This is a genomic window from Cyanobacterium aponinum PCC 10605, assembly GCF_000317675.1.
In the GTDB taxonomy this organism is placed as follows: Bacteria; Cyanobacteriota; Cyanobacteriia; order Cyanobacteriales; family Cyanobacteriaceae; genus PCC-10605.
On the sequence record NC_019776.1, the window covers coordinates 3,303,461 to 3,329,875 of the forward strand.

Below are 26,415 nucleotides of genomic sequence, written 5' to 3' on the forward strand. Positions count from 1 at the left end.
TGTGATTTTAACGATAAATATCGGATTGAAAAAATAAATTCAACGATGCCTGATTTCGGGATAAATTTGCGTCTCTGAGTGATGGCGAAAAGGGCAATGGGCAAACCCCCCTTTCTCCCCCCTCGAGAGGGGGGAGGGCAAAGGTGAATAGTTAATAACTCCGAACTCATTTCTCCCTCATCCCCCCACACCCAAAACCTTGATACCTAACTAAATCAGATATTCTTAAGCCAAACTGATGTTAATTAAGATTACATTGCACCATTCTTTCTGCTAAAACCGAATAAGCTAGTCGCCCCCCCGTAACGGAATATTCAGAGCGAGGATTCGGTAAATGTCCAATGGGAGCGTTATCAGTAAAGTTCAAGTTTTCAATAAAAATAATCCAATCATTATCTTTTCTCCAACCAACACGATCCCCAAAACGATTATACGCATCGTCAGCAATTAATTTACCCGGTCGATTTCCTGTTTCTATATATATAGGTAACTGTACTCGAAAACCAAACCTACCATTAGAATTTGTGTACCATAAATCGTCAATTTTTTTTAAGTCCTCACAGGAAATTTTTTTTAAATCATTCTCTCTTACCCAACCAATATCCATTCTACCCGTTGCTGATAGAATGATATTTCTTGTTTCATTGTTGGCTTCACGCCATTCTTTATTTTTGAGATAATTTTCTAAGTTGCTGTAATCTATCTTAGTTTCAGGGGAAACCAGATTACTACTACTTTCAGACAAGTCGCTTTGAGCGAAGGAATTTTGATGAGGAAGAGAAACAAAAGAAAAAGAAATAATAGCTGAGAAAATCAGAGCTTTAATATTCATTTTGCCGATTAGTGATTTTTTGTGAATTATAAATGAATAGCCTGAAAAACCCTAGATTTTAATCAGGGGATGAAAGGCTTAAGGAGACTTGAGTCTCCCATTGTATCCTACTCTTTTTGTGGTAATATCTTAATACAAGTTCAATCAGCAATTAATGTAGTGCTATACAATGAAGAATTATGGATGTCAGCAAAATCTGATCAATCCGAACCCTGATTCACTAGCAATACTAGAGTTTTTATGCGAGGAGTCAAATAAGCTCCATAATTGCGGAGTATATCTAGGAAGGCAATTATGGTTTAAAGGGAGGCGATACCTGAAAAAATTTGATCTCAATAAACTACTGAAAAGCAACAATCACTATCGGATTCTTTACTCACAGGTTGCTCAACAATTGTTGTTATCGGTGACAGAATCCTTTAAATCTTACTATGAGTTGCAAAAACAATATCATAAAAAGACGATAACAGATAAACCCCGTCCTCCAAAGTATAGAAAGAAAGGTGGTTTTTGTGGTCTAACCTATCCGAAACAAGCCCTTAAACTACGGGGTAATCAGATTCGTTTGCCATTAGGGAAAACCGTTACTAGATGGTTTGGGCTGAGTGAGTTCTTTCTTCCTATGCCTACCAATTTATCTTTCTCTACCATCAAAGAACTTCGCATTGTCCCTCGTAATCGTGTTTTCTATGTAGAATATGTTTACGAAAAAGAAATAGTAATGCAAAAAAATGATCCTGAAAAGGTTTTGGCAATGGATCATGGTATAGGAAATGCCCTTAGTTGTGTTACTAATATAGGTAAATCATTCATCATTGATGGCAAAAAAGCAAAAAGCCTTAATCAGTGGTATAACAAGAAAGTTGCAAAACTAAAAGAAGGAAAGCCCCAAGGGTTTTGGTCAGATGATTTGGCTCGTACTACCGAAATACGCAATCGTCAAATGCGTGATTTCATTAATAAATCTGCTAGATATATTGTGAATTTTTGTCGTCATCATCGCATAGGTACAATTGTCTTTGGATGGAATCAGGGACAAAAGCAATCCGTAAATATCGGCAAGAAAAATAATCAATCTTTTGTGCAAATCCCAATGGCTAAAATAAAAGACCGCATCCATCAATTGTGTGATGAACACGGTCTTAAATTTGTCGAATTACCAGAGGCTTACACTTCTAAAGCTAGTTTCCTTGGTGCGACCTGAACTGGTCAACTGGTACGGGACACCGTGTCCTCTGGTGATTTCTACCACCAGCCCTCGTGTAAAACACTCATTAGAGTGCGGTCACAACCGAGTAGGTAACGAAACAGTTGGAATGCAGACCACAAATGTAGCCGTAACTGCTAGGGATTAAGCGGTGAGGAGCTAGAGGGAAGATGTAGAAGGATGAACACAGTCTAAGATGGTAATTAAACTGCGTTACCTAGCAATAAGCCAAATTATCCCTGACAGGCTTAGACCAAAATGGTAAGTGGGTAATTAATGTGTTCTAGGATCACATTGATGTAGAAATGCAATCCCCACCGCAGGATAGCCATCCATCCTAATTACATTGCCAAAACCAGTTGATACAACAGGGTAAACCCTACAGAGTGTGGTATAAGCCACTAGGTCTAAGGTAACAAGGACGGAATTCTCTGGAGGGTAGAAGATGAGAGAAAAAGCGAACGCCTAGCTGTAATGGTTAGGATAAGGGTTCAAAATTTGCCCCTGACCGAAAGGAATAGCAGACTTCTCTTGGGTCTTATACGGATAGAGACGAAAACAAAGATTCTAAACGGAGTGTTGAAAGTTAGATGTCAAATGCGATTTTGATAAATGGAGACAACGGACAACTAGAGGACTGGAGTCAGGTCAACTGGCGAAAAGCCTATAAAGTTGTTAAGAATTTGCGTTGCCGAATCTTCCGTGCCAGAAAACTTGGTCAATGGAAGCAGTTGAGAAGACTGCAGAAATTGATGATAAGAAGCCTATCAAACCTATTGTTGTGTGTCAGACAGATTACTCAAGTCAATGACGGAAAGCAAACAGCAGGGATAGATAAGGAGGTGATTAATACCCCTGCACAACGAGTAAAACTTGTCAATGAATGGAAAATGCCAAAAGCAGTTCCAACAAAACGGGTTTATATACCAAAACCTAATGGCAAGAAACGTCCTCTCGGCATCCCAACCGTGAGAGATAGAGTCGCACAAGCAATAGTTAAAAATTCACTAGAACCCGAATGGGAAGCTGCATTTGAACCGAATTCATATGGTTTTAGATGCGGAAGAAGTTGTCATGATGCAATCGGACAATGCTATCTCCGATTAAGAGGAGATTCAGAAAAAGGGGGTACTCATGACAAATGGGTTTTAGATGCTGATATTAAAGGCTTCTTTGATAACATTGCCCATGAATCTATCCTAAACATGATTGATAGTCACCCTAAAAAGGAACTTATCAAAGGATGGTTAAAAGCTGGATTTATCGATAGTGGTGTCCACAACCTTACCGAGACAGGCACTCCTCAAGGTGGTGTTATAAGTCCACTGTTAGCAAACATAGGACTGCACGGGTTAGAAAAACATATTAAACAATGTAACCCAAAGCTAGGCATCATACGATATGCAGACGATTTTGTCGTCACTGCTAAAGATAAAGAATCTTTGGAAGAAGTGCTTATCCAGATAAAGCAATGGCTATCAGAAAGAGGACTTGAAATCAGCGCTGAGAAGACACGGATAGTTCACATAGATAACGGATTCAACTTTTTAGGGTTTAACCTTCGCCAATACAAAGGCAAATTATTGACTAAACCCCAGAAAGAAAAAGTCCTTATTGGAAATGTCCTGTATGCGGTGAAAACTTATTCAATGGAGAGCAAATAGAAACCCATCATATAATACCTGTTAAGGATGGTGGTAAGGATACCACTGACAATCTTGTACATTTGCATAAGGCTTGTCATAAACAGGTACACTCAAAATCCAAGTTGAAGGCTTGAAGTAAGGCTTGAGCCGTGTGATTGGAAACAGTCATGCACGGTTCTTAGGGGAGGGGAGAGAGGTGACTCTCGAACTTTACCCGCTATAATGATTTGATACCTAATTTCGGTGAAAAACCCGAAGGGTATCAGTTTTCAGGAAAACGGATTAAACGTGGTCTTTACCGCTCTAAACAAGGTTTTTTTGTTAATGCCGATGTAATGGCAGCCGCTAATATTCTCCGAAAATATGTAAGCATACAGCCAGTGAATATCTCACTAGCCAAGGTGTCTAGGGCAGTTTTGACCCTGCCACAAAGGATAAATATTTTTAATCGTGGTTTTAACCCGATTCAATATTCCTTTTTTGAATCCCCGTTACTTTAGTACAGGGAGAGGTCAAATCTTGAACTTAACCCTCTGAGGATAATATACCTGAGTTCGGAGAGAACGCTCGATCGCTCATAAATGAACAGAGTTCGGAAAAAGGTTTCAGGTTTCAGGTGTTTTTTTATTCTTAATTATCAACTATAAACTATTCTCCTTTGCTCTCTATACTTTATAAGCTCCGTTGTTTGTTGCCCCTCAGCTTACTTTAACCAATAATTTACACGATAAGAAGTAAGTAATAGAGCCATAATTTTTCATAACTGGTAACAAAATACTCTCTAATTTTATGGGAAGTGTGCTAGAAGCTAAAGTAAGAAAATCTCAAGATAAAAAGAGTATTTTCATCTATATTACGAATTATTAAAAAAACATGAATTAATCTTTAAAATAGTTGTTTATTGAAAATAACTCCACTAGACTGAATTTAGAGATGTTATCTGAATCTATCAGGAAAAATTAAGTAGGTTAGATGTTGGCAAAATTTACATGAAAATAAAATCATTAATTCTTAATAATGTCAAGAAATACGTAACATTTTTTTAGCTAATTAAATTTATTCTCTTTTTCGTTATGTTATTTTAAGCCAACAAAATTAGTAAAAAAGCCATTATTTATTATTGATATTCCTGATTAAATATTTTCAGAAAAATAGATTAATTTTTTAGAGAACAATAGGTAAAATATGGGAAAAGCAACAGGATTTTTGGAATTTGCAAGGGAATTACCCGTTGATAAAGATCCCTTAGAAAGAATTAATAATTGGGATGAATTTCACCGACCTTTACCAGAGGAAAAACTCCGCAATCAAGGGGCCAGATGTATGGATTGTGGAACGCCTTTTTGTCATACAGGAGAACTGATTAATGGTATGGCAACGGGATGCCCCATCAATAATTTAATCCCCGAATGGAATGATTTGATTTATCGTGGATTATGGAAGGAAGCTCTCGATCGCCTCCATAAAACCAACAATTTTCCTGAATTTACTGGGAGAGTCTGTCCTGCCCCTTGTGAGGGTTCATGTGTGTTAGGAATAAATAATCCTCCTGTCACCATCAAAAATATTGAGTGTTCGATTATCGATCATGGTTGGGACATGGGTTGGGTTGTACCAGAACCCCCCAAAACTCGCACGGGCAAAAAAGTTGCCGTTATCGGTTCCGGTCCTGCAGGACTATCCGCCGCCGCTCAATTGAATAAGGCTGGTCATTCTGTTACTGTTTATGAAAGAGATGATCGCCCCGGTGGATTACTTATGTATGGTATTCCTAATATGAAGTTGGATAAAGAAAAGGTTGTTTTGCGTCGGATTAAAGTATTAGCGGCAGAAGGAATCAAGTTTGTTTGTAATACAGAGATTGGGAAAGACATATCTCCTGAGCAATTGCTAGAAGAAAATGACGCTTTAATTCTCTGCATCGGTGCTGGAAAACCCCGTGATTTGCCCATAGAAGGACGAGATTTAGGGGGAATTCACTTCGCAATGGAATTTTTGACCGCCAATACGAAAAGCGTGTTAAATAGCAATAAAGAAGAACTTATTTGCGCAAAAGGCAAAGATGTAGTAATCATTGGAGGAGGAGATACAGGCACAGATTGTGTGGGTACGTCAATTCGTCATGGTTGTAAGAGTGTTACTCAATTGGAAATTATGCCTAAACCTCCCGAAGTGAGAGCAAAAAATAATCCTTGGCCTGAATACCCTAAGATTTACCGTCTTGATTACGGACAGGAAGAAGCCGCCGCTAAATTTGGTCATGATCCCCGTGTATATACTACCACTGCCACGAAATTTGAAGCAGATGATCAAGGAAATGTTGCCGCAGTCCATACTGTTGAGGTGGAATGGCAAAGAAATGAGCAAGGGCGTTTTATTCCTCAACCCATCGAAGGGACTGAGAAAAGAATCCCCGCCCAACTGGTACTATTAGCCATGGGGTTTTTAGGACCTGAACAAATGCTGTTGGAAAAAATGGGTTTAGAGTCTGATGTTCGTAGTAATATTAAAGCTGATTATGGTCAATATGCCACTAATCTTCCTAAAGTTTTTGCCGCCGGGGATTGTCGTCGAGGTCAAAGTTTAGTAGTTTGGGCTTTTAATGAGGGTAGAGAAGTTGCTAGAGAGTGCGATCGCTTCTTGATGCAAAAAACGAATTTACCTTAATAAAAAAGGACAAAGGGCAAACCCCTCTTTATCCCCCCTCGAGAGGCAGGGCTGTTTCATTTTCGAGAAAGAAAAAAGAGCGGGAGATAGGAGGAGAGGGAGATGAGGGGATTTTTGTTCATAAAGTTTTAACTAATAGAAAAAATCCTTGTATCTCTTACTCTTACTTAATCTCAGTTAACCTAATTTTTTAGTTTGAAACAGCCCCGCCCTATTTAGGAGGGAGGGCAAAGATAAATAGTTGATAATTAATAACTTCTAACTCCTGTATGGGTGAATGGCCATTCGCCCCTAACTAACTCCGAACTCATTTCTCATATAAATTTAAACCATTAACAATGCAACAGCTAAGAAATAATCCAACCATTCGAGAATTGATTGAAAAAATGGAGGCAATGCCTAAACCTCCTACCGAAGAATCAATCCTTTTTCGTACATTGGTACAGATAATGGTAATAGTGGGCATCATTGCCACAGATGTTGCCGCTCAAAGTCTTTATCCGATGAGTATTTGGGCTATTCCTTTAAGCATTGTGGGAGCAATAGTTAGTTGGCGTCGTAGAAAAAAGAAAAATATTGCCCTAAAGATTGCCCTTGCGATGGGAATGATTATTACTTTAATGATTTTTTTAGGAAATTTAGTTCAAAGTCTTAATGACACCCGTTTAGTCTTAGCTGAATTTTTAGTGCAATTACAGGTTTTACACAGCTTTGATTTACCTCGTCGTAAAGATTTAGGTTACTCCATGATTATTGGTTTAATTTTAATTGGAGTATCTGCAACTTTATCTCAAACCTTAGCTTTTGCACCGTGGTTATTAGCTTTATTATTATTAGGTATTCCCACTCTTGTTTTAGATTATCGTTCACGCATGGGGTTAAATGTTTGGGAAGAGAATTTTAGACAACTCAAACAAGAAAAAAACTTATTTCGGCAAAAACAATTATGGCAAAGCTCGCCTTTATCCCCTAAAAAAATTCTTTCTCTTTCCCTCATCATTCTTTCTTTGGGCTTATTCATTTTTGCGATTATGCCCCGTTATCCTAGTTATCAAATTCAATCATTTCCTGTTAGCGCCCCAGAAGGTTTTGAAAATCGTGATTTTCAGGGAGGAGATAGAAGCATTGTTAACCCCGGTTATAATCCTGATGGTACTTTAAGGGGGGATATAATGGGTGATGGGCAGGGAGGCACTGGAGTTGATGATGGTGGTTATTATGGTTTTAACACGACCATTAATCAAAATACGAATAACCTTATCACCGAAAGAAAAATCCTCTTCAGAATTCGCTCTCAAGCCCCCGGTTTTTGGCGTGTACTATCTTTTGATCGCTATACAGGACAAGGTTGGGAAATATCTAGGGAAGATCAAACCATTGATGTTAAGCGTAATTTTTGGAATTATCAATTTAATATCTCTTTACCAGCTATCACCGCCGAAACAAAAAAAATAATTCAGACCTATACTGTTGTTAGGGATCTTCCTAATATTATTCCAGCTCTATCTTATCCTCAATATCTTTATTTTCCTTCTGCTGTAATCGCTCTTGATACAGAAGGGAGTATGCGATCGCCTGCTGGATTAATTGAAGGTTTAACTTATACGGTTATTTCCAGAGTACCCTATCGTAGTCAAACAGATTTACAATTAGCAGGGGATAATTATCCTGATACGATCGCAAAATATTACTTGGATATTCCTCCTTCTGCTAAAGAGAATTTAAGAGAAAAAGCAGAAGAGTTGATGGTAAAAGCAGGTAGAGAGTTACCTTCTAATTATGATAAAGCCTTATATCTTGCTCAAGCTCTCAAACAAAATTATCAAGTAAAAACAGATAATCCGTTACTAGAAGAAGGGGAAGATATTATTACCGCATTTTTAGCCAATGGGGGAGGATTTCCTGATCAATTTGCCACAGTTTACACCATGATGTTAAGGGCTTTAGATATTCCTGCCCGTTTTACCGTTGGTTTTGCTAGTGGGCAATTTAATCCTTTTACGGGCTACTATATTGTACATAACACCGATGCTCATGCTTTGACAGAAGTTTATTTTCCTAGCTATGGTTGGTTTTATTTTGATCCTTTACCCGGTCACGAAATCATACCACCTTCTTTTCAAGACGATAATCCTTTTGGTGTTTTAGGAATTTTTTGGAAATGGATTGCAGGTTGGTTACCTCCACCTATTACGGCATTTATTACCGCCTTATTTAGTACAATTACCGATTCTATTTTGAATATTTTTCGTGCCGGTTGGCTAGGAAAATTATGGCAGTTTTTAACGGGTAGTTTTTTGGGTATTTTGGTAGGGGTATTAGGGTTAATTATGTTTGCCTTTTTCGGTTGGTTGGGATTTTTGGCAGTGAGAAAATTTCTATATCGCAATTACTTATCTCGCCTTAATCCTACAGAAAAATTGTACCGAGAAATGTTAGATTTATTAAAAGAAAAGGGCTATCCGAAACTTCCTTCTCAAACTCCTAAAGAATATTGTGAAAGTTTACGAGATTTTTTAATATTAGAGCAATGGGAAATAGTATTTTTAATTAGTAATAATTACGTACAATGGCGTTATGGTGATATAACTCCAAATATGGATTATTTAACATCTCAATATCAACTTTTAAAGAAAAGTTTTGCTCAACTTTCCCTTCTTAAATAATTTAAGTAACCTCAGTTCGGTTTAAGAGTATCAGATAAGGGTTAAGGGTTCGGAGTTCGGAGGAGAGGGGGATGAGGTGATGAGGTGATGAGGAGAGAGGGGGAAGCAAGTAATGAGTTAAGAGTAATGAGTAATTATCAACTATTCACTATTCACTATTAACTATAAAATATAGTTTATAATTTCTTGAGCAACTCGATCGCACACAGAATCTTCTTGATTATCTAAGACTTTAATCATGGTTGCATAATCTTGGCTTAGTTGATGTTGGCGAGAGGAGTTAAACAGTAATTCCTCCGCAAGATGGGTAATATTTTCAACGGTGGCTTTTTCTTGTAATAATTCTGGCACAATTTCTGTCATAGAAACTAAATTCACAGGAGACATAAAGGGGATAGAAAAGTTAAGAATTTTTCGAGCAACCCACATGGTTAATTTATTAACTTTATAAATAACTATTTGCGGAATTTTTAATAAGCCTAATTCTAGGTTTACTGTTCCTGATTTTGTAATTGCTAAATCTGCTCCTGCTAAAATCTCTAGGGTTTCTCCTTCAAATAAGGTTATTTTTAATTGATTTTGATTAATAACTCTTTCTATTTCTTGTTTATATTTAGCCAAGGATATGGGTAAATAAAATTTAATTGTGGGAAATTTAGCTTGAATTTTTTTTGCAGATTCTACCATTACTGGCAATAAATATTTTAATTCTTGTTGTCGAGATGCAGGTAATAAAACAATCATTCTTTCTGTTTCTTGAATACCTAATTTTTTTCTGGCAGTTTCTCGACTGGGGGCTTTTTTGATTCTGTCAGTTAAAGGATGTCCTACATAAGTAACATTCATTCCTTTTTCTTGGTAAAATTTAGCTTCTTCGGGAAATATTGCTAATAATTTATCAGTAACTTTAACTAATTGCTCAACATCTTGCCCTAATGGTGTCCAAACCCAGAATTGTGGGCCAATATACCAGATTATAGGAGTATTTGGATATTTTTTCTTTAATGAAGATGCGATCGCAAGATTAGGCCCTACATAATCAATTAAAATAATTGCATCAGGAAGATGAGTTTGTAAATATTTCTTTGCCTTATTTTGTATTTGTAAAGTAGGAATGATGAAAGGCACTGATTCCCATAAACCCACTGAGCCTATAGCCGTAGTATCAGCGATAAGTTTTGCCCCCGCCTCTGCCATTTTTTTGCCTCCTAATCCTTCTATTTCCAGAGGGATATTGAGTTTTTCGGCTTGTTGAAAAAGGGCTTTGACTAATAAACCCCCCTGTAAATCTCCCGAAACTTCCCCTGTACTAATAAAAAGACGCATACTAACCCACCGTGAGCAAAACAAGACTGATTTTAACAAAATTTCGTCTCTTTTTAACGGCTCATTTTGATGGTGGCGTAAATTAGTAAAACAATACCAATGTTAATGCACACATCAGCCATATTAAACACGGGGAAATTAATCAAGCGAAAATCGAGAAAATCCACCACATAGCCAAATAAGAAGCGATCGACCCCATTACCTAAAGCACCTGCTAAAATGAAACCATAGGCAAATTGTTCAATTTTACTCAACTTTTCTTTCCAAGCAAATATCATTAAACCTAAACTAACAATTAAAGAAAGCCATTTTAGCCAACCAACTCCTCCTTGAAAAAAGCTAAAAGCCGCCCCCGTATTCTGCACGTAAGTAAAATGAAAAACTCCTTGCCATAGAGGCATTGTGTCACCAATTTCAGGAAAGGAAATAACAACTAAATATTTAGTAATTTGGTCAATAATTAAAGCTATAATTGCAACTATCCAAAAGATTGGATTTTTTTTCATGGTTAACTTTGATTAATTAATTTATTAAACTTTATATAGTGCTTTTTCAGCAATCCCCAATCAAGCGTAATATATATTAAGTTCGTAGTAATGGCTTTAGCCTTTATTCTCAGAACGATAGAAACCTTAAAGGGTTACTACAAACCTATTCTTGCTTAATTTGATATATTTAAGGGGCTTAAACCCCTTTTAATTTATTTAACTATCGCACCGAAATCAGCTAAAACACGGCTATAATTGCGTAATAAACCCAGTAAATTTAAGCGATTAGTTTTAATTTTTTCATCTTCTGCCATGACTAAAACGCTGTTTTCTCCATCAAAAAAGTTACTAATAATGGGGTTAATTTCTAATAAACCATCGATTAATAATTGATAGTTACTTTCTCTTTTTGCTTCTTGACTGATGGGAGCTAATTTTTGTAAGGCTTGGTATAAATCTTGTTCAGAATTAGATTCAAAATATTCAGGATTGATTACTTGATTTATTTCTAATTTGTCGGTTTTTAAACTTCCTTTAACTGCTAATTTTGTGGAACGATTTACAGTTTCATAAATTTGAGAGAGTAAACCATTGTTTCTAATTTCTTGGAGGAATAACGCCCTATTTCTGATGTCTAATAAGTTAGTCAATGCCCTTGTTATATATTCTGAATCATTATCCCCTAAAACTGCGTTTACTAGATCATAATCAATATTTAATTCGTCTTGTAAAAGGGTATGTATTCTCTGAGTAAAAAACTCTTGAATGGCATTTAAGGGAGATTTTTTGTCGGGATGAGAGGTAACAAAATCTTCACAGGCTTGGGTTAGCAATTCCTCTAAATTAATTTCAAGATTTCCGTGCCATGTAATGTTAATGATAGCATTAGCCGATCTTCTTAACGCAAAAGGATCACTTGAACCCGTTGGCATCATCCCCAATCCAATTATACCCACAATAGTATCGATGCGATCGCCTATTCCGACAATTTGACCATTAAGAGTTTCTGGCATTATATCTCCTGCGTTGCGAGGTAAATAGTGTTCAAAAATTCCCTTGGCAACAGTTGGGGATTCACCGCTTTTAAGGGCGTATTTTTCTCCCATAATTCCCTGTAACTCTGGAAATTCATACACCATTTGGGTAACTAAATCTGCTTTACATAATGATGCAGTGCTTTCTACTTCGGATTTTTGTAACTCATTTAACCCCAATTGCTCACTAATTTGTTGACAAATGCCAATAATACGGTTAACTTTATCGTGCATTGTGCCTAAGTCTTCTTGGAAGGTGACGTTTTCTAACTCTGGTAAATAGGTTTCTAAATGTTCATCACAATCTGCTTGGTAGAAAAATTGAGCGTCTGCTAATCTTGCTCTAATTACTTTAGCATTTCCCGTGGCGATAATGTCAGATTTTGTGGGATCTCCGTTGGAAATAGTGATAAAATAGGGCATTAATTCCCCTTTTTCGTCTTTTATGGGAAAATAACGCTGATGAGTAACCATTACAGTGGTAATTACTTCTGAAGGTAATTGTAAAAACTCGGCTTCAAATTTACCTAATACAGGGGTAGGATATTCTACTAAATTAGTAACTTCTGTGAGTAAATCAGGATAAATTTCAGCTTTACCTTTAACTAAGGTGGCTAAATGCTTAATTTCTTCTTCTATCTTCTTATATCTAGTTTTAACATCCACTAAAACCGAGGCTTTTTCTAAAGTAGCAACATAGTCTTGAGCGGAATTAATGACAACAGTTGCAGGATGTAATACACGATGACCAGTAGAGATGCGATCGCTTCTTAAAACATTAGTACCAAGATTTAATTCAAGGGGCAAAATCTCACTATCCCACAAAGCAACTAAATGACGAATAGGGCGAGGAAAACGCAATTCATCATCAGCCCACCGCATAAATCTTCTACCTTCTAAGCCTGTAATCCACTGAGGCACTAACCTTTGTAAAATATCTTTGGTTGCCTCTCCCATCATTTTCTTTTGAATAAAAATAAATTCTCCCTTCTCTGTTTCCCTAACCTGAAAATCCTCTAAAGAAACCCCTTGTTTACGGGCAAAACCTTCAGCCGCAGGAGTTGCTTTCCCATCCTTGAATGCCGCCGTTACAGGAGGCCCTTTTATTTCTTCCTCTCTATCTGGTTGTTTTTCTGCTAATCCTTCTATTAACACCGCTAAACGGCGAGGAGTGCCATAAATTTTTATCTCTGTAGGCTCTAAAAACTCACTTTTTAAATTATCTTTAATTTTACTATCCCATTGTGCGATCGCACTATCAACGAAGTCTGCGGGTAATTCTTCAGTCCCAATTTCTAAGAGGAAATTTGCCATATTCTCTGTTTAACAATAACTTTATTTATATCTTCATCTCATTATCGGTTATTGTCGATGGATAAATCAACGATTAAGAGAATCAAGCCTGAAGAAGTCTAAAAATAACCTCAGTTAGGTTTAAGAATATCGGATAAGATTAGGTGTCAAGTGTCAGGTGTCAGGTTTTAGGGTGTTTAAGGGATGGGGAGATGAGGGGAGAGGGAGACAAGGTATCAGGTATCAGGTTTCAGGTTTTAGAAAAAAGTAATGAGTAACGAGTAATTATCAACTATTCACTATTCACTATTTACCATTGCCCATTGCCTGTTGCCCTTCAGCCTACCAAACACCAATAATTTACATACTTTAAAGTAATAGAGCCAAATAAACTGTATCGAAAAATGAATATTGACTAGAATTTTATTATTTTAGAAACTATATATCGAAAACAAATTAATGAAATATTTTTTTTTGACTGCGGGATGGACTTATAATCGTATTTGGGAAAGAAGTGGGCTTTGGAATGAAATGGTTTGGCGACGACAACCCTATATAAAATCCCTGCCCATTGGTATCATTGAAAATGATCAAACTCTTTGGCTGTATGAGGTAGAAGATACTATTATAATGGTGGAAGTAAGTCCTTTGTCTGATAATGTCAAGTTCGATAAGAATATCGGTCAAGTAGTTTTAAAAAGATTAATCGATTCTGATCAAGTGCTTGATACTCTGATTAAAGCGCAAAAAGTAGTTAAGCCATTCTAAATATTCCTACAAGTTCTGATACAATTACTTTGTTAGACGAAAGTAACAGTATATTTTTAACACCTGCTTTGATGATACCAAAGGATTAACTAAGTTAAACAATGTCCATTAATGTTAATAATTTTTTCTTAAAAAAAATACTATTTAATCAATACTTAAAAGATAAAAGATTTTATTTTTTTTTATTAGGACTAACCGCTTCTATCGGAGATTTAGAACTGGTTATATCTACTGTAGCTTTTCTTTGTCTAATGGTTATTAGCTATCAGATAAAATCTCAGTATTGGTTAAATTATATTCACAAATTTACTAAGCACTTAACCCCAGAAAATAAAAAACTATTCTACTCCATTGCCATTGCTAGTTTTTTCTCTTTAAGTAGCTATTTTTCTTTGAATATATGGACAGAAATTGACAATAAATGGTTAGCATTTGGGATTATTATTCAAACCATATTTAGTGGTGCAGGGCTAATATTTTTAGCCAACATTCTGATTGAAAATAAGTCCCGAAATTTGAAGGCGAATAATTTATTTGAAAAAATAATCGAACAGTTAAATGATTCTTCTCCTTTAAAAAGATTATGGGCTGTTAATCAAGTTATTTTACAATGGCATCATCAAACATTTACCCAAGAAGAATATGAGCAAATAAGAGAATATTTAACTATACTAAAAGATTTAGAAACAGAACCGATTATTATTAGTAAAATTGACCATTGTTTAGAACTAATTACTCCTTTCTTCCCAAATAATCGCCAAAGAATACCGATTAATAATTTTCCTCTCTCAAGAAAAAAGAAATTATCATCAGTAAAAACCTTTAAAATCTTAAAAAGTTAAAAAAACTCAATTTGAAACATAATGAATACTTCCACCGCACAAACCAACTTAAACGAAAAAGGCACTGTCAACATTCGAGGGGTAAATCATTACTATGAGTGGATTCGCACCCCTTCTGAAAATAACTCTCCTAAACCTGTAATGGTATTTATTCATGGTTGGGGGGGGTCTTGTCGTTATTGGCGTACTACAGCAAATGCGATCGCATCTAACTATGACTGTTTACTTTATGATATGAGAGGCTTTGGACAATCAAAAGAAGAAAAAGGAGCAAAAATAGGTTACGAATTAGAAGATTATGCCCAAGATTTATTATTATTACTAGACAAATTTAATTTAGAAAAAGTATATTTAAACTCTCATTCTATGGGAGCATCAGTAGGGACAATATTCTTAAATTTAGCACCAGAAAGAATACATAAAGCAATTTTAACCTGTAATGGTATTTTCACTTATAATGCCCTTGCTTTTTCTGCTTTCCATAAAGTGGGAGGATATGTAGTTAAATTTCGTTATCATTGGTTTTTAAAAGTACCATTTGCAGAAAAACTTTTTATGGCAAGATTTCTTTATCAACCCATACCAAAGCAAATGGGCATCGATTTTTTAGAAGATTTTTTGTTAGCAGATTATGATGCCGCTTTAAACACAATTTATTCTTCTGTTAGTAAAAAAGCAGTGGAAATAATGCCCCAAGAATTTAGCAAAATTCAAGTACCAACGTTATTAGTTTCAGGAGAAAAAGACCAAATAATTCCTGCTTCTATGGGTAAAGCCGCCGTTGCTTTAAACCCAGAAAAAATATCTTATTTTGAAGTTCCCAAAACAGGACATTTTCCCATGTTAGAAGATTCTACAACTTATCTAAAAGCTATTAATAAATTTTTAAAGACAAGTTAATAATGGCTCTATCAATTCTCGTCGTGTAAATTATTCGTGTTTGGTAGGCAAGAGGCAAGAGGCAACAGGGGATTATTAAATAATAATTTATAAACTTTTAGTTTTTGTTTTACTATAAACACTATTCAATAAAGGTTATGGAAGTCCTGTTTCTCTTAATTTATCATAACCACACTCTGAAGAACCTTAATAATTTAATAAAAAATAAGTATTTTGGACTATTGCCTGTCAATTATTTCCTGTTGCTTACCTTTTTGATACCACTTTTTCATTCTTCCCTCAGTATCTTAACGTGAAGTACTCACATTCGCTTCGTTGAAATGTGAGCTTCTTCTCTCATCTGCTGATACTTCACTATACTCTGAGCCTAATCTAAGTATTTTAAATGGGTCTAAAAGAAATAATAATAATTAGTTACTGAGGAATACTTATTCATATTTATTAGCATTAACTATGACAACTTAAGTAGCATCACTGTTTAAACATTTTGATAAACTAAATACAAAAAATACGAAAATTATCTAAAAAAGACGTTAATGGGAAAAAAACTGGTTAATATTTATTACTTCCCTTATTTATCTTCCCATAAACTTTTCCCACTTATTGCAAATTTTTAGAAATAATGATATTCTAGTTGCGACAGTAAATACAACCCAGATAAGTATATTCAACTTGTTTTATCTGTTCTGTTTTCATTAAAACAATAGGCTTTAACTGTTTTAAACAAGAAAATTCGTATCGCAAAAATAACTATCATGAAAAAATCTAAGTCTCTCGAACTATTAATGGCAATAGGGTTAACTGCAACTTTAAGCTCTACTTCATCATTTGTTAATGCTCAAGAAAACTCTCATAACAATACAAATATCCCACCATTTTTACTGGCACAGGGTGGAGAAGGTGGCGAAGGTGGAGAAGGTGGCGAAGAATATAGCGAGGGAGAACAAGCCAATGCTGATTTTAAAGATAAAATGAATGGAAAACAATTACTTGATTCTTTGAAACAAGGTGGTTATGTTATTTACTTCCGTCATGCAGAAACAGAAAAAGATTATGCAGATCAAGTAACTGCTGTTATGGGTAATTGTTCAACTCAAAGAACCCTGAGTGAATACGGTTGGAATCAAGCTAAAATGATTGGGGAAGCCTTTAGAAAATACTCAATTCCCGTGGCTGATGTTATTGCAAGTCAATATTGTCGTGCTTGGCAAACCGCAGATTTAGCTTTTGGAAGACACGTGAAAAATGGTGACCTAAATTTTCCCAAAGCGGAAGATTATACAGATGAACAAGTAGCCGACATGAAAGCTAGATTGATTCCTATGCTGACAAAATTACCCCCTCAAGGAGAAAATACGGTTATTGTTGGTCACGATGATTTATTTGAAGCGGCTACGGGTATTTATCCTGCGCCTCAAGGTTTAGCTTATGTTGTAAAACCAGACGGCAACGGTGGATTTGAATTAATTGCAAATCTGCTACCAGAAGAATGGATGAAATTAGGACAATAATCTACTTTTCCCGACATCTACAAGAAATTTTTTGGTTTTTATTAAGGGCAGAAGCCCTTTTTTATATGATTTTGCAACTAGAGAACATTCTTACACCAGAAATCTTACAGACTATAAATCACCAGTTAGAAGAAGCTAAATTTATTGACGGCAAAAAAACCGCAGGTTGGCACGCTGTTAAGGTTAAAAATAATGAACAGCTATCGAATCAATTCTCTGAGATTCGTAATCTGGAAAAAATTATTTATCAGGCATTGAATGAAAATATAGTTTTTCAAATGGCAACGATACCCAAAAAAATTCACTCCCTCAGATTTAGCCGTTATAGTCAAGGCATGGGTTATGGTTCTCATGTTGATGATGCTCTTATGAAAGAAGGGCGCACAGATATTTCCTTTACTATTTTTTTGAACTCACCCCAAGAATACGAGGGGGGAGAGCTAATTTTGGAAGAAGTTAATGAGGAACGCTCTTTTAAATTGAGTACAGGTACGATTATTTTTTATCCTTCTTATTCTCTTCATCGTGTGGAAACCGTCACGAAAGGAGTTAGAAAAGTTGTCGTAGGCTGGATAGAAAGCTGGATTAGAGATGTTCAAAAAAGAGAGATTCTTTTTGATTTAGATACAGTACGTCGTTCTATTTTTCATAAACAAGGAAAAACTGCCGAATTTGATTTACTTTCTAAGTCTTATTCTAATTTACTAAGATTTTTTGCGGATAGCTAAATAACCTGAGTTCAGGATAAATTTTCATCTATGGGTGATGACGAAAAGGGCAATGGGTAAGAGGCAAAGATGAATATTGAATAGTTGATAATTAAGAATTAAGAATTAAAAATTAAAAACTCCGAACTGAGTTTAAATAATTGGCAGTTGATGAAAAAGTTGTGTTATTTGATTTTTTCCAAGATAGGTTTAACAGAAACAATATGTTTATTCATACCTAATTTATTGGGTTTTATACCTAACGCTAATCCAATTAATTCTGTTATATAAATAATAGGTAAATTATAGGTAACGTTAAATTTTTTCTCGATGTCAGCTTGACGTAACTCTAAATTTGTATCACATAAAGGACAGGCTAAAACTATACAATCAGCGTTGAGGGATTTGGCTTCATCAAGAATTTGTTTTGTAAGATGAAATGCTCTTTCTTCCTGAGAGACTAAAATAGGTCCTCCGCAACAACTGGTTTTACTTTGAAAATCCACCACTTCCGCACCACAAATACGGGATAATTTATCCATAGAGGTGGGAAAACGGGGGGAATCCCAACCTGTTATATCCCCAGGGCGAGTGAGTAAACATCCGTAATAACAAGCAACTTTTAAGCCTGTCAGGGGTTTGACGACACGGGAGGCGATGTCTATATCGTTAACTAATACATCCACTACATTCCGCACTTGGATATTATAGTCTTTAACGTCGATGCCCATTTCGGACATAATCGCCATGATTTTATCTTTTTCGTTATCGTCTTTCAAGACTTTCATGGCACGGGCGGATTTATTGTAACATCCTGAGCAGGAAGCCAAGAGATCAAGGTTTTGTTTTTGGGCTAAGGCGACATTTCTTCCCGCCATTGCCATGCCCATATCGTGGGATACACTAGCTGCGATCGAACCTCCGCAACAAGACCAATCTTGTAATTCTTGTAAGTCAATGCCTAATTCTTTCATAACCACTCTGGTGGAGATGTCAAATTCTCTGGCGGTGGTGTGTAAACTACAACCGGGATAGTAGGCGTATTGGGTGGTGGTGGGTTTAATCATTGTTTTCATGCTTTTTTCTCGCTTTGTCTAAGGCTTGGCTAAATTGTTGAGGATTTTTGATTTTTTCGGGGAAGGGTGACATTTTGCCCCGTAATACTAATTGAATACCGAGGGGGGCTTGATCGATCATTGCCTGTAAACCACCGAATCTCTGCATCAATTCGGGTTCAAAGAGAATGCCCCGTTTTTGCACTAAATCAACGAAAATTTGGTTAAATTTAGTGGAATCGTTCTTAATTCCTTCTTCTATGGCAATAGCTTTCACTGCTTCAATGACATCGGAAGGGCGTACACCACGAGGACAGCGAGAGGTACAAATATAACAAGAACTGCACATCCACAAAGTATTACTTTGCAGGACTTTTTCCCATTCCCCTCTCTGAATCATCAGAATTAAAGTGCGGGGTGACATATCCATCACATCGATATTTGTACAACCACCGCTACAAGTGCCACATTGCATACAAGCTGCGATCGCGCTTCCTTTTCCTCCTTCGGCTTCGACTCTTTTGGCAAAATCGAGATTCATTTTATCGCCATCTAATTGACGATCTTTTTTCATGCCGAAGACAAACTTTTTCTTTTTCGTAATCATTTTATCTTCTCCTTATACTAAACTAGGGATTTGATTATTACTTCAGTTCGATGCAGAAATATCTGGTTTAGGTAGGTTTCAGGTTTCAGGTGGCAGGTTTCAGGTAAAGATTTCTCTAACATTAATGAATTAATCAAAAAAATTGATAATAAAAAATCAATAAACATAAGTTTTTTGTAAATTCTTATAATTTTTCCCTCTTCCCTTTTCCCTATTCCCTACCATCACCAATAAACTTAAATGCAAACTAGCTTATTGAGAGAAATCCCCCGTTGTTGTAACAGAAAACCTGCTATTTCCGCCGCCGCTGATCGCCCGTCAGTAATAGATTCCATAATGGCTTTTGGACCTGTTGCCGCCCCCGCAAGGAAGATTCCGGGGCGTTGAGAATGGTTGTTAGAATACTGTTGATGGGCAGTGGCAAAGAAGCGATCGCACCCCAGTTGTAAACCTGCCACATCCAGTAAATCGGGATTACCTTCCATGCCCACCATTAACACCATCAAATCCACCGATAGACGCATGGGTTTAGCCGTCAAAGTATCTTCTAAACGTAATAAGAGACTGCGATCGGGCTTTTCACTAGCTTCCGAAAGTCGCCCCCGTAGAAACTGGATACCGTGAGACTCTTGAGAAGTACGATATAATTCTTCATAACCCCGTCCAAAAACCCGAATATCCATGTAGAGGCAATAGATTTGACAATCTGGATTTTGCTCCTTAACCTCGATCGCAACTTTGATGGCATTTGTACAACAAACCCGAGAACAATAATTATTATTAACCTTCTCATCCCTCGAACCCACACAGTGAATCATTGCCACCTTTTTCGGAACTTTACCTTGAGCGGTGGTAACTTTTCCTGCTTTTAACATCGCATCAAGTTCCACAGAAGTAATGGCATTATCATAAATATCGTAACCATACTCCTCTTTTAAACTAGCATCAAAATGCTTATAACCTGTAGAGACGAGGATTGCCTGAGCGTTAATTGTATCACCGTGGGAAGTAGTCACCCAAAAATCAGGAGCAGAACCCTTAATTTCCGTTACAGTGGTATCCGTTAAAATTTGAGTAGAACCCAAACCAGCCTTTAAATTAGCCGTAATTTCGGAAGCATCGGTAAAATCGGGGAAAACCTTAAACCACTTGTTTAAATGCCCACCAACTTGAGCCTGTTTTTCAATCAAAACCACATCAAAACCGAAACCTTGCAACTTACCTGCCGCCGCTAAACCTGCAGGACCTGCACCAATTACAATGACATTATTGTTACTCATAATTTTTTATTTTTTCTTTAACTGTATTAACTTCTTGTTTTAATTCCGAATTTGGTGGGGGTTAGGGGATCAAATCCAAACACTTTGAGATTCCTCGACAGACTCTTCGCTCCGCTCAGAGCTAAAGGCTCACCGGAATGACAGAATATCCTTATTGGTGTGTAACTTCAAAAAGTCTGAGATTCTGTGGAATAGGCATCTTGCCAGTATTCGCTCGTTATTAACTCCGAACAGCGAACCCCTAACCCCGAAACTTTTAAAAGGGTCGTCTGCGTTGCTCAAAGGTTTTAGACTTATCGTAGGGAATGCCAATTTTATCGAGTAAAGGCTCAACGGGTACAACTTTGGCATTCATGCCACAATCTTTGAAAGGATCATAACCTAACATTAATCCCGTCAATTGGGCATAATCGAGGATACTAACGTTAAATTCTTCCTCTAATACCTCCTTAATTGTGCCTTGTTCCGCATCCAAAAACACCGTACAACCGGGGCAATTAGTGAGAATTAAATTACAATCGGGATGAGCCTCTTTTAAACTAGCTAACTTTTTATAGGTGCTACTAGCGGTATAATCACGATTTTCAGGGAAAGCACATTGACGGAAACCCATACCGCAACAGTGACGGCGTTCAGGATAATCCACAATTTCCGCTCCAAATGCCTCTAGTAAACCCACTAATACTTGAGGAAACTCAACTCCTCCCATTGCTTCACCCGGGAAGATTTTACCGTAGTGACAACCGATGTGATCCACTGCTTTAATACCTTTGAGGCTATATTTAGCTTTTTCTGCTAACTTGTGACGATTTGCATAAAATACATCCGACGCATGAACTACAGAAGGTCTGCCACCGGATACATAGGGAATCCAAAACTCTCTGCCAGTGGTTTCTTTCAAGGTTTTAGCTGTATATTCTCGTAATTCTGGTTCTTCTTCCCAAAGATGGATCATTTCGGTATAGTTAGCAAAGGAAGTGACGCAGAAAGAAAAAAGGTTATCGACTCCTAACTCATCATGGGCAACGGCAAAATTACGCGCCGCAACCACCATCTGAGTTTCAATATTAGTCACATCCCCATGATAACCGATCGCACCGCAGGAAGTATGCCCCGCCGCTTCTCTTAAATCGATACCAAGGTCATTTTTGAGGATTTTGTAAGCGATACCCTCAGTATAGGGGGCGGCACTTTGTAAGAAACAACTACGGAAACATCCCCATAGTTTACCACCTTCTTCGTCAATAGTAGGAACGTGCTTTTGATGACTTTCCCAAATAATATTTTCTCTCGTTACTTTCATGTTTGTTTCTCCTTTTGATGTTATTTACTTTTAAAATTCCGTGCAACAAGCATCTTGCTTGTAACAATAGGGCTAAAGCCCTCACTACGAACCTTTCATCTCATAATTGCGACTATCGGCAGTTTCCACCCAGTTTTGCCAATATCTCTCAACTTCTTCCTTGCTACCGAGTTTTTTCTCCATGCCTTTCTCTACTGCCTCCATAAGCTCGATCGCACCTGTAGCCTTATAGATAGCCCGTAACTCATCCATATCTTTTTCAGGGATAATACGATGAGAACCTGCACTGTTTTCCTTATCCATCGGCACATCCCACCATTCCCGCATCTCCTTCATATGCTCAAAATAGTATTCCCAATTATCTCCCAACTCAGGAAAATGCTCAGGAGTAATATTTTCGGCAGTGAGAGTATAACCCCGTTTCAACATATTTTCACCGAATACCCGTTTTGCAAATAACTGTTGTCGCCCTTTTTCCGACTCCGCAAAATAACCGTGACGCACGGAAAGACGACGCAAAGCCAAAATCACATCGGCGGTACTATTACCTCTAGGACATCTTGGCTTACAAGAATAGCACTGTCCACAAAACCAAATTTTATCGGATTTGAGTAAATCAATCAGCCATTCCTCATCCTCAGTGTGACAAATATTCATCACCTCTCTAGGGGAATACTCATAAACCTCCGCCGCAGGACATACCGCAGTACAAATACCACAGTTTAAACAGGCATTCATACCATGTTGATATTGAATATCCCGTTTTAACTCATCAACTAGATTGCCCATAATGATAAAAATGATTGCAATAGAAGAAATATATAAATAATTGCAACTATCAAAAAAGATAGCTTCAGATAATGCCATTGACTAAAAAGAAATAAGAATGATCAAGGACAAAAACCATTAATTCTCAGCTAAAAAAAGACTAATTCTAAGAGATTCGGATGAAGTATAAATATTTATAAAAACTCTCTCAGTAAAAATTAGTAACTTTACTTAGAATATAAATTAATCATTACTTTCCTATATAACAATATAGTTATATAAAGTGTCAATGGTTATTTATACTTAACCTGAGTTTTGGATAAGCTGAAAGCATTATCTCGTGGTCAGAAAACCTTATATCTTCTTAGAAATAAGAATAAAATGGCCTTAACCCGAACTGACGTTACACCCCAAAACCCCAAGCCCCTACTTCCCCTCTCATCCTCTCATCACTTTAACACCTGCAACCTGAAACCTGACACCTGACACCTATCCTTTTCCGATATTCTTAAACCGAACTGAGGTTATACTTACTAATGCAAGATAAATCTCCCCAGAGTTAGATCTAAAATTGTCTGTTATTGGATGATGAATGGTAAAAACTTCTGGCTTCTGGCTTCTGGCTCTTGAATTTTGCTTGTTGCTTCAATAGACCTCTTGCAAGGTAGAAATTAAAATAAAATTTGGGCATTTTATCGGGAATTTTATCTCTGTTCCCTTTTCCCCGATTTCTGCAAAAAGTCTAATAAACCTGACACCTAATTTTTATGGCGAGATTGAGCAATGCGGTAACTGAGAGCAATAACGGGCAAAATACCCACTAAGATAATAGCTAAAGCAGGGGCGGAGGCTTCAATTAATCGCTCATCGGAAGCATATTGATAAACCCGAATGGCAAGGGTATCAAAGTTAAAAGGGCGCATTACAAGGGTTGCAGGTAATTCTTTCATTACATCGACAAACACCAACATTAATGCTGTTAAAATTCCCCCTCTAATTAATGGTAAATGCACTTTAATTAAAGTTGCGATCGCACCATAACCTAAACTACGGGAGGCATCATCTAAATTAGGTTTGATTTTGGTTAAACTAGATTCAATCGTATTAAAAGAAACGGCTAAAAAACGGACTAAATAAGCATAAATTAACCCTGTAATTGTACCACTCAATAATAAACCAGTAGAAATATTAAAATTACTATTCATCCAACCATCAACGGCATTATCAAATCTACCTAAAGGGATTAAAATACCCACGGCAATGACAGAACCCGGAATAGCATATCCTAAAGAGGCAATACTAACAGAGGTTTTTATAATTTTATGGGGAATAATTCTTTTTCCATAAGCCATAAATAGACCGACAATAATAGCGATAATTCCACTAATAATCGCCAAAATTAAACTATTTTTTGCCAATTCCCAAAAACTTTCATTTAAGGTTTCCTCACGATTACGAATAGTTAAATTAAGTAAATATATTAAGGGAATAAAAAAGCCTAAAATAACAGGAATTAAACAAGCAAAAAAAGCTAAAATACTACGCCATAAATTAAGATGAAAACGAGGTAATTTTTGTTGATTACTACTGGTTTGATAGTAACGAGCATGAGAGCGAGAAAGTTTTTCCATTGCTAACAAAATAACAATAAAACCCATTAAAAAAGAAGCTAATTGTGCGGCGGCAACTCTTTCTCCCATACCCAACCACGTGCGGTAAATACCTGTGGTAAAAGTGCTAACGCCAAAATATTGCACTGTGCCAAAATCATTTAAAGTTTCCATCAAAGCAAGGGCTAAACCTGCAATAATAGACGGACGAGCTAAAGGTAAAGCTACTTTTAAAAAACTTTTCCAGGGGTTGTATCCTAGAGAGCGACTGGCTTCTAATGTACATACTGATTGCTCTAAAAATGCTACTCTAGCTAATAAATAAACATAGGGATACAGAACTAATACTAACATTGCGATCGCACCCCAAATATTGCGAATGGACGGAAACCAATAGTCATCAATGGTTTCCCAGCCAAAAATATTTCGTAGCCAAATTTGCACTGGTCCGAAATACTCTAACATATTGGTATAACTATAAGCGAGAATATAAGCAGGAGCGGCAAGGGGCATCAATAATAACCATTCCCATAAACTTGCCCCCCAAAATTCGCACATAGTAACTAACCATGCACATCCCACACCAATAATCAAAACCCCCATTGCTACCCCTAGCATTAACACCAGAGAATTAACAATATAGTCTTTTAAGACAGTTTCTTGAAGATGTTGCCAAATTTCTTTATGATCTGCGAAAATACTGGTGACAACAGTTAATATTGGTACAGAAATCAAAAGTGCGATCGCACCAACAGAAACATACCAAAAATAGTTAGGTAATTGGGTAAGCCAGAGAGAAATATAGTTTTCAGAACTTTTTTGCATTTTATTATTAAGAGCAAAGTCAAATCAATATAAATATGTACTTTAATAAGAAAAAAATTATTACGCTAGGACGCATCTAAATCTTTAAGGGCATTAGGCAACAGGTAATTGTGTGACTCATAACAACGGTTTAATCCTTTACCTAATTAATAAAAATTAAAATTAATGGGTCTTAGCTTATTGAAAATAACTTAGGTAATCAAATAAAAATTCACCATGAAAATAAAAAATAAATATATCATTGTTATTTTACTACTAATCATCACGGCAACTATTATTCCTAATTATTGGCAGTTAGGTATGACTGGGATGGTGGGTTTCTTTTTAGCGTATTTGACCAAAGGAATTCGAGTCAAAAAACTTAGATAAAAGGAAGGGGCAAAGATGAATAGTGAATAGTGAATAGTAAATAGTTGATAATTAAGAATTAAGAATTAAAAATTAAAAATCCCGTTCACGACTCAAAGGAGTGTAAGAGCCAAAGGCGAACTCTCCTAACTCCTCCTAACTCATATCCCTATCCCCGAACTCTAGTTATCCAACACATTACCCCGAATATCGGTAACAACAATATCCCATTGTCCATTTCTGGCAATCTCAAAAGCAATTTTTTCTCCATTACTACTAATTGTTGGATTTCTTATCTCCTGTTTGGTTTGAGGGATTAACAACCTTTTTTGTTGAGTGGTGCGATCGTACAAATACAATCCAGACTTGCCCTCCGCTAGTATTGAAAATACAAGATAACGTCCGTCTTCAGAAATAGAAGGATTAGAAGCAACTTCATCAAAAGCATTTAAACCGGGTAAATCAACTAAACGACGATTTCTCGCATCGAATAAATATATGTCTTGAGAACCGTTACGATCAGAAACAAACGTAATGTATTCCCCTGAAATAGAAGGATTGAATTCGGCTGAACGAGTGTTAAAACTACGGTTATTATCGGAAAAAGGGAAGTTTAATAAGCGGGGATAATTACTGCAACTACTGAGACAAAAACTGCAAATAATTATTTTGAAAAAATGAACAAACTTCACAAATTTTTCATTACAAAATGTCAGTCTTCTATTGTACTCA

At 36.5% G+C, this 26,415-nt stretch carries 22 protein-coding genes; 11 read left to right on the forward strand and 11 right to left on the reverse strand.

The genetic code is table 11. From position 1 onward, the window contains the following. Nucleotides 1–241 precede the first annotated feature (241 nt). Nucleotides 242–832 carry a GUN4 domain-containing protein gene (locus tag CYAN10605_RS13820; RefSeq protein ID WP_015220564.1) on the reverse strand — a complete coding sequence of 197 codons (591 nt, stop codon included), beginning with the start codon at nt 830–832 and terminating at the stop codon, nt 242–244. Between the two features lie 169 nt (nt 833–1,001). On the opposite strand from CYAN10605_RS13820, the gene CYAN10605_RS13825 reads away from it, so the two are divergent. The 5 genes from CYAN10605_RS13825 (at nt 1,002) to CYAN10605_RS13840 (ending at nt 9,018) form a co-directional block, all read left to right on the forward strand. Continuing rightward, the gene (locus CYAN10605_RS13825; protein ID WP_241212767.1) at nt 1,002–2,036 is read left to right on the forward strand and encodes an RNA-guided endonuclease InsQ/TnpB family protein; all 1,035 of its coding nucleotides are present in this window, start codon (nt 1,002–1,004) and stop codon (nt 2,034–2,036) included. A gap of 593 nt (nt 2,037–2,629) precedes the next feature. Continuing rightward, nucleotides 2,630–3,703: a reverse transcriptase domain-containing protein gene (locus tag CYAN10605_RS13830; RefSeq protein WP_015220566.1), complete on the forward strand. Its 1,074-nt coding sequence runs from the start codon at nt 2,630–2,632 to the stop codon at nt 3,701–3,703. Between the two features lie 14 nt (nt 3,704–3,717). Continuing rightward, a complete protein-coding gene (locus CYAN10605_RS19190; RefSeq protein ID WP_241212837.1) occupies nt 3,718–3,819 on the forward strand; it encodes an HNH endonuclease in 102 nt (33 codons plus the stop codon). A gap of 1,051 nt (nt 3,820–4,870) precedes the next feature. After that, nucleotides 4,871–6,352: a glutamate synthase subunit beta gene (locus CYAN10605_RS13835; protein ID WP_015220567.1), complete on the forward strand. Its 1,482-nt coding sequence runs from the start codon at nt 4,871–4,873 to the stop codon at nt 6,350–6,352. Between the two features lie 338 nt (nt 6,353–6,690). Next, the gene (locus tag CYAN10605_RS13840; protein ID WP_015220568.1) at nt 6,691–9,018 is read left to right on the forward strand and encodes a transglutaminase TgpA family protein; all 2,328 of its coding nucleotides are present in this window, start codon (nt 6,691–6,693) and stop codon (nt 9,016–9,018) included. Between the two features lie 162 nt (nt 9,019–9,180). Here CYAN10605_RS13840 and lpxB read toward each other — a convergent pair whose 3' ends face one another. From lpxB to glyS, 3 genes are all read right to left on the reverse strand, one after another. Continuing rightward, on the reverse strand, nt 9,181–10,344 hold the full coding sequence (gene lpxB / locus CYAN10605_RS13845) for a lipid-A-disaccharide synthase (RefSeq protein WP_015220569.1): 1,164 nt from the start codon (nt 10,342–10,344) through the stop codon (nt 9,181–9,183). A 53-nt stretch (nt 10,345–10,397) separates the two neighbouring features. Further along, on the reverse strand, nt 10,398–10,850 hold the full coding sequence (gene lspA, locus CYAN10605_RS13850; RefSeq protein WP_015220570.1) for a signal peptidase II: 453 nt from the start codon (nt 10,848–10,850) through the stop codon (nt 10,398–10,400). 194 nt (nt 10,851–11,044) lie between these two features. Then, nucleotides 11,045–13,180, reverse strand: a complete 2,136-nt coding sequence (gene glyS, locus CYAN10605_RS13855; RefSeq protein ID WP_015220571.1) for a glycine--tRNA ligase subunit beta — start codon at nt 13,178–13,180, stop codon at nt 11,045–11,047. A gap of 438 nt (nt 13,181–13,618) precedes the next feature. Here glyS and CYAN10605_RS13860 point away from each other — a divergent pair, with 438 nt between their 5' ends. From CYAN10605_RS13860 to CYAN10605_RS13880, 5 genes are all read left to right on the forward strand, one after another. Further along, the gene (locus CYAN10605_RS13860; protein ID WP_015220572.1) at nt 13,619–13,927 is read left to right on the forward strand and encodes a hypothetical protein; all 309 of its coding nucleotides are present in this window, start codon (nt 13,619–13,621) and stop codon (nt 13,925–13,927) included. A gap of 101 nt (nt 13,928–14,028) precedes the next feature. Continuing rightward, complete coding sequence (locus tag CYAN10605_RS13865) at nt 14,029–14,769, forward strand: hypothetical protein (RefSeq protein WP_015220573.1); 741 nt, start codon at nt 14,029–14,031, stop codon at nt 14,767–14,769. A 21-nt stretch (nt 14,770–14,790) separates the two neighbouring features. Next, complete coding sequence (locus CYAN10605_RS13870; protein WP_015220574.1) at nt 14,791–15,669, forward strand: alpha/beta fold hydrolase; 879 nt, start codon at nt 14,791–14,793, stop codon at nt 15,667–15,669. A gap of 755 nt (nt 15,670–16,424) precedes the next feature. Further along, entirely contained in the window at nt 16,425–17,180 is a 756-nt protein-coding gene (locus CYAN10605_RS13875) for a histidine phosphatase family protein (protein WP_015220575.1), read from the forward strand. A gap of 65 nt (nt 17,181–17,245) precedes the next feature. Beyond that, nucleotides 17,246–17,908 carry a Fe2+-dependent dioxygenase gene (locus CYAN10605_RS13880; protein WP_041922907.1) on the forward strand — a complete coding sequence of 221 codons (663 nt, stop codon included), beginning with the start codon at nt 17,246–17,248 and terminating at the stop codon, nt 17,906–17,908. A gap of 164 nt (nt 17,909–18,072) precedes the next feature. Here the strand turns inward: CYAN10605_RS13880 and CYAN10605_RS13885 are convergent, their stop codons facing one another. The 6 genes from CYAN10605_RS13885 to CYAN10605_RS13910 all read right to left on the reverse strand — a co-directional run bounded on the left by CYAN10605_RS13885 (nt 18,073) and on the right by CYAN10605_RS13910 (nt 25,335). Beyond that, entirely contained in the window at nt 18,073–18,963 is an 891-nt protein-coding gene (locus CYAN10605_RS13885; protein WP_015220577.1) for a CoB--CoM heterodisulfide reductase iron-sulfur subunit B family protein, read from the reverse strand. Next, the gene (locus tag CYAN10605_RS13890; protein WP_015220578.1) at nt 18,947–19,549 is read right to left on the reverse strand and encodes a 4Fe-4S dicluster domain-containing protein; all 603 of its coding nucleotides are present in this window, start codon (nt 19,547–19,549) and stop codon (nt 18,947–18,949) included. The genes CYAN10605_RS13885 and CYAN10605_RS13890 overlap by 17 nt, the downstream gene beginning before the upstream one ends. 236 nt (nt 19,550–19,785) lie before the next feature. Further along, nucleotides 19,786–20,829, reverse strand: a complete 1,044-nt coding sequence (locus CYAN10605_RS13895; protein WP_015220579.1) for an FAD-dependent oxidoreductase — start codon at nt 20,827–20,829, stop codon at nt 19,786–19,788. 256 nt (nt 20,830–21,085) lie between these two features. After that, nucleotides 21,086–22,132, reverse strand: a complete 1,047-nt coding sequence (locus CYAN10605_RS13900; RefSeq protein ID WP_015220580.1) for a CoB--CoM heterodisulfide reductase iron-sulfur subunit B family protein — start codon at nt 22,130–22,132, stop codon at nt 21,086–21,088. Between the two features lie 84 nt (nt 22,133–22,216). Next, a complete protein-coding gene (locus CYAN10605_RS13905) occupies nt 22,217–22,999 on the reverse strand; it encodes a 4Fe-4S dicluster domain-containing protein (RefSeq protein WP_015220581.1) in 783 nt (260 codons plus the stop codon). Nucleotides 23,000–23,658: 659 nt separating this feature from the next. Further along, nucleotides 23,659–25,335 carry an ABC transporter permease gene (locus tag CYAN10605_RS13910; protein ID WP_015220582.1) on the reverse strand — a complete coding sequence of 559 codons (1,677 nt, stop codon included), beginning with the start codon at nt 25,333–25,335 and terminating at the stop codon, nt 23,659–23,661. A gap of 216 nt (nt 25,336–25,551) precedes the next feature. On the opposite strand from CYAN10605_RS13910, the gene CYAN10605_RS18900 reads away from it, so the two are divergent. Continuing rightward, nucleotides 25,552–25,704, forward strand: coding sequence for a hypothetical protein (locus CYAN10605_RS18900; protein WP_015220583.1), 153 nt, complete (start codon nt 25,552–25,554; stop codon nt 25,702–25,704). A 161-nt stretch (nt 25,705–25,865) separates the two neighbouring features. On the opposite strand, the gene CYAN10605_RS13915 is transcribed toward CYAN10605_RS18900, so the two are convergent. Continuing rightward, nucleotides 25,866–26,375 (reverse strand): TolB family protein, encoded by a 510-nt coding sequence (locus tag CYAN10605_RS13915; protein ID WP_015220584.1) that lies wholly within the window; start codon nt 26,373–26,375, stop codon nt 25,866–25,868. Nucleotides 26,376–26,415 lie beyond the last annotated feature (40 nt).